Genomic DNA, 4,289 nt, shown 5'->3' on the forward strand with positions numbered 1-4,289 from the left:
GTCGCTAGACAGGAAGTCGAACCTTACTGGTTCAACTCCGTTGCAAGAGCGTACAATTTTTCATTCCATCAAGGTAGTATTTTAAAAAATTTTATTTTGGATCTACTCCGTAGTACTCATAAAATTTTTTAAAATCTCCACCTTGATTCCATTACAAATTTTTTAATTTAGTCAATGTGGTTATATATTACAGAATATTTACTATTTTACAATATTATGATATTATGTAAAAGAAAGAATTATATGTTTTAAATGGGGGTATTATCATGAATTTAAGTAAAAATTTAAAAATATTATTAGCTGTACCTGTTATTACATCTTTAACAACTACTATGGCATTTGCGTCATCAATATCATCTATAAATGAACCAAATGCAATAATTCAAAATGAAGCAGAGGTTTTAGCAAGTACATCTACTAGTAGCTGGACTAATGCAACAATTAATAGTGTAAGCATCACAAAAAATGATACTAAATATAAAGATAGTTATTTAGTAAGTAAGATTAAACAAGATTCTTTTGCTGCTAAATTTACGATATATTCTGATACAAAAAAGCTTGTTTCACCTTATCCTAAAAGTGTAAGAACCTTATATGGGTCAGCTTATGCTACATCAGCAAGCACAAGTGGAAGTAAAACATCTGTTACATATGTATATATATCATCAGCAGGAGATTATGAAGCTAGTGTAACTGTAAATTATAATATTAATTAGAGTAAAATCTCAAAATAAAAGGAATAGATCATATGTCTATTCCTTTTATTTTTTTATAAATCATACTATTATAGCTACCTTGATTTCACTACTGGCTAATCATAATAACCATTTATTATTCTGCATATAGTTGTTGTTCCAAGTGAAGTTTTTTGAGATATTTTTCTATAACTCAAACCTAAAGCCCTAAGCTCTTTAACTTCATTCACTTGTTTATCCGTTATTTTTTTAGGATTGACTAATGCTCTTGACTTTAACTCATTAATTTCATTTTTCAATTCTTGGATTTCATTTGATTTTTCATCTTCAAATCTTCTAATTAATCTACTTATTCTCCCTTGATAAAATTCCTCTATATTGTTCAATTTAAGTTTAAGTTCTTCATTTTCTTTAACTAAACTTTCAACTAATTCATTCATTGATTTATATGGATTTTTAAAAGTTGACATTAAAACATACCTCCTTGTACCACCGTTCCAAAACGATAGTACATTAAGACCGAGAATGAAGTCAATAGCACCTTGGAATAACGGAGCGAGTGCCTTGTGCCGAGTGAGTATATGCCGAGAAAGGCTATTGATGGAATGAAGGTCAGACACTATTGCTCCATAGGAGCAACACCCAATAGGTGTTGTTCCTTCTGCCTAACGGCAAGTGATATAACGGGGTCAAGGGGATGAGTTCCCTTGTGGGTGGAGGGTAAAACCCTCCTAGAGTTTGGGACAAGTCCCAATGTAATCTTCGATTACAAAAAATCTAACGATTTTTAGACTAAATAATATAAGATATAAAAACATTATGTCAAGCCTTGATATTACTAGGTTTATCATTTTTTTTTGTACTTGTGTGGAGTACTGGCTGTACTTGTGACAAGTACAAGAAATACTTGTCATGGGTACAATAATATTATATTATTGAGTAATTTTAAATTTAATTTTTTTTTTGTACTTATACAGAGTACAAAGTTATAATATTTAAAAGTACAAAATTGTTTTTAAATTTGTACTTTATTTTAAGTACAATAATAGTATAATTTAAAGTAACGATGAAAGAGTTAGTAAAATGGAGGGTATTTATTTTGGAAGCAAGAAAAATAATTGACAGTACGATTGAGAGAACAATAACTAAAGATAATAACGGGAATATAGTATCTGATGAAAGCACAATGCAAACTCATTTGAGATTAGTTAATAAAGAACCAGCTTATATGAAATTGTATCTTGATGATATAAGTTTATTAAAGCAACTTACTAAAATAGAAAACTTAATATTACATGAAATATTTAAAATTACTCAATACAATACAAATAGAGTAATTTTAAATAAATTTTATAGAGATGGGATATGTGAATCCTTAGAAATTAAAGACCAAACAGTAAGAAATGCAATATCTAAATTTGCTAAATTAGACCTTTTAATAAAAGAAGGGGTTGGTGTATACATATTAAACCCATTCCATTTTGGAATAGGTGAATGGAGTGAACTTCGTGGTTTAAGAATGGTTATAGAGTACACGAACGAAGGTAAGAAGATTGAAATTAAAGGGATTGATAATAATGATTAGACAATCAGTAAATGAGAATGAAATAAATTTCCTAGAAGGAAATCAAAAAAATATAGATATTCTTAATGGAGCATTGGGCGACATTGAGTTAACACTTGAAGAAGAAAGAAGCTTGATATGGCTTTCTAGTTGGGAAACTTCAACCGTTAAAAATATAATATCTGCCTTTAAAAAGGCTAATATTAAATAAGGAGAGATTGAAATGGATAAAGAGATATTAGAAATTTTAAAATCAATTCAAGAAAGTCAAACTGCTATAGTTAAAAGACTTGATAATCTTGAAGGAGGACAAAAAGAAATTAAAAATGAATTAAGTGGTATCAATAAAAAGCTTGATGGAATAACAGACCAAACCGCTGATTTAACGGAATTTAGAACAACAGTAATATCAAAGCTTGATGAATTAAAGGAAGTTGAAGAAGTAACTAAAGTTAATTGCTATGATATTGCTAAGTTAAAAGCTATAAAATAGTTCATAAATTAATAAAAAAATAGCATTAGGAAATAATCCTAATGCTATTTTTTATCGTCCTCTATCTATATCTAAATTTCTATTATGATTTTTAGCTAAATCTTCCCAAGCTTTAATGAATTGCTCTGCAACATTACCTGGAAGTCTATTTAATACATTATTTATTTTATTATAAGTCTTATCAATTTTATCTTCTAATTTTCTATTTTCACTAGATAAAGAACTATTTTTCTTTTCTAGTTCCATGACACGCTTCGAAAGAGATTCAATCTTATGGCTTGTTGTTGTGCTATTAAACTCTTTAATATTCTTATCTAGTTTTTCTGTTGCTCTTTCTAAATAACTTTTTTCGTTAGCTGAAATATGCTTTGCTTCCCACATCTCAGCTGGAACAGTTACAAACTTTTGCTTATTAATAAAACCTTTCTCAGTAACTTTTACTTCATTTGGATACATCATAGATACTTGAGATATTCTATCAGCTTCCCTCACATAAGCCTTTTTTGCCTCATATTCAGCTTTTAAAGGTATAAGGCTATCTTTTATACCTTGTACTTCATTATGAGCCTTAGAAATGATTTTAGAAGCTTTTTCGTTTACTTCTTGCAATCTTTCACTTGCAGATTGCCTTTTAAGTTCATCTATACTTTTATTACCTTCTTTTGTAGCTTCATTAAGAATATTAATTTCTCTACCTAAAGCATTCTCTAGGTGTTTCTCTAAATCTTGATGAAATGCTTGTAAATCGGTCTTACATACTTTTTCCTTGGCACTAACTTTAAGTAAATCTTTCTTGCTATCATAGACAACTGGAACAAAAGCAAAGTGCATATGAGGAGTCTTTTCGTCCATATGGACGTGAGCCGATACAACATTATCAGCACCATATCTATTTTCAAGAAATTTATAGCTTTCCTTAAAAAAATCTTTATATAAATTAGGGTTTAAATCTTTAGGAGCAGTTACCACCCAAGAACACATAACATTAACATCTTTTCTATTTAGGCATTTAACCTCACTACATCTTTTCTTTACAAACTCACCTTGGCTCATATTATGATTAGGTGCTAAGTTATAATTTAAGTGGCTCTTGTTAGTATCAATATCTTCATTCCCAAATTTGATGTATTCTCCATCTTTGTCCTTTGCTCTTTCATAATGAGCAAACATATGCCCTAATGCTCCCTTTGAATATTTCGCAACGTGTGCCATAGTATCTCTCTCCTTTACACCCAAATAGTCTAAAATGATACTTCAATTTTAGCACTATTTTTTTGGTGTAGCAAGTTATACCAAAATACTTTTGGAACTTGCTCTCCGAGGGTAAGGGCTTTGCCCTCGCTTTGCTCACCCACGACCTTTTAAAAAAGTTCGACCAAAATTTTTTATATCGCTCGTCGCTAGACAGGAAGTCGAACCTTACTGGTTCAACTCCGTTGCAAGAGCGTACAATTTTTCATTCCATCAAGGTAGTATTTTAAAAAATTTTATTTTGGATCTACTCCGTAGTACTCATAAAATTTTTTAAAATCTCCAC

The 4,289-nt window shown here is 29.8% G+C and carries 6 protein-coding genes; 4 read left to right on the top strand and 2 right to left on the bottom strand.

Features of this window, described 5'->3' with window-relative positions; translation table 11 throughout:
* Positions 1-266 precede the first annotated feature (266 nt).
* Positions 267-716, top strand: coding sequence for a hypothetical protein (locus Q0Y03_RS15145; protein WP_297714626.1), 450 nt, complete (start codon positions 267-269; stop codon positions 714-716).
* Positions 717-811: 95 nt separating this feature from the next.
* Here Q0Y03_RS15145 and Q0Y03_RS15150 read toward each other — a convergent pair whose 3' ends face one another.
* Positions 812-1,165, bottom strand: coding sequence for a DNA-binding protein (locus tag Q0Y03_RS15150; protein WP_297714627.1), 354 nt, complete (start codon positions 1,163-1,165; stop codon positions 812-814).
* Positions 1,166-1,794: 629 nt separating this feature from the next.
* Here Q0Y03_RS15150 and Q0Y03_RS15155 point away from each other — a divergent pair.
* From Q0Y03_RS15155 to Q0Y03_RS15165, 3 genes are read left to right on the top strand one after another with little or no spacing between them, the layout of a single operon-like run.
* The gene (locus tag Q0Y03_RS15155) at positions 1,795-2,280 is read left to right on the top strand and encodes a hypothetical protein (RefSeq protein ID WP_297714628.1); all 486 of its coding nucleotides are present in this window, start codon (positions 1,795-1,797) and stop codon (positions 2,278-2,280) included.
* Positions 2,273-2,470, top strand: a complete 198-nt coding sequence (locus tag Q0Y03_RS15160; protein ID WP_297714629.1) for a hypothetical protein — start codon at positions 2,273-2,275, stop codon at positions 2,468-2,470. Before Q0Y03_RS15155 ends, Q0Y03_RS15160 begins: the two co-directional genes overlap by 8 nt.
* Before the next feature lie 12 nt (positions 2,471-2,482).
* The gene (locus Q0Y03_RS15165) at positions 2,483-2,752 is read left to right on the top strand and encodes a plasmid stabilization protein (RefSeq protein ID WP_297714630.1); all 270 of its coding nucleotides are present in this window, start codon (positions 2,483-2,485) and stop codon (positions 2,750-2,752) included.
* Positions 2,753-2,803: 51 nt separating this feature from the next.
* Here Q0Y03_RS15165 and mobV read toward each other — a convergent pair whose 3' ends face one another.
* Complete coding sequence (mobV, locus tag Q0Y03_RS15170; protein WP_297714631.1) at positions 2,804-3,964, bottom strand: MobV family relaxase; 1,161 nt, start codon at positions 3,962-3,964, stop codon at positions 2,804-2,806.
* Between the last annotated feature and the right edge of the window lie 325 nt (positions 3,965-4,289).

Origin of the sequence: Clostridium sp., from assembly GCF_026168755.1 — a bacterium.
Taxonomy (GTDB): domain Bacteria; phylum Bacillota; class Clostridia; order Clostridiales; family Clostridiaceae; genus Clostridium.

What these genes read in the sequence shown, in the direction of transcription:
- Q0Y03_RS15145 (WP_297714626.1), top strand. Translation starts at nt 267, where the DNA reads ATGAATTTAAGTAAAAATTTAAAAATATTATTAGCTGTACCTGTTATT.
- Q0Y03_RS15150 (WP_297714627.1), bottom strand. Translation starts at nt 1,165, where the DNA reads ATGTCAACTTTTAAAAATCCATATAAATCAATGAATGAATTAGTTGAA.
- Q0Y03_RS15160 (WP_297714629.1), top strand. Translation starts at nt 2,273, where the DNA reads ATGATTAGACAATCAGTAAATGAGAATGAAATAAATTTCCTAGAAGGA.
- Q0Y03_RS15165 (WP_297714630.1), top strand. Translation starts at nt 2,483, where the DNA reads ATGGATAAAGAGATATTAGAAATTTTAAAATCAATTCAAGAAAGTCAA.
- mobV (WP_297714631.1), bottom strand. Translation starts at nt 3,964, where the DNA reads ATGGCACACGTTGCGAAATATTCAAAGGGAGCATTAGGGCATATGTTT.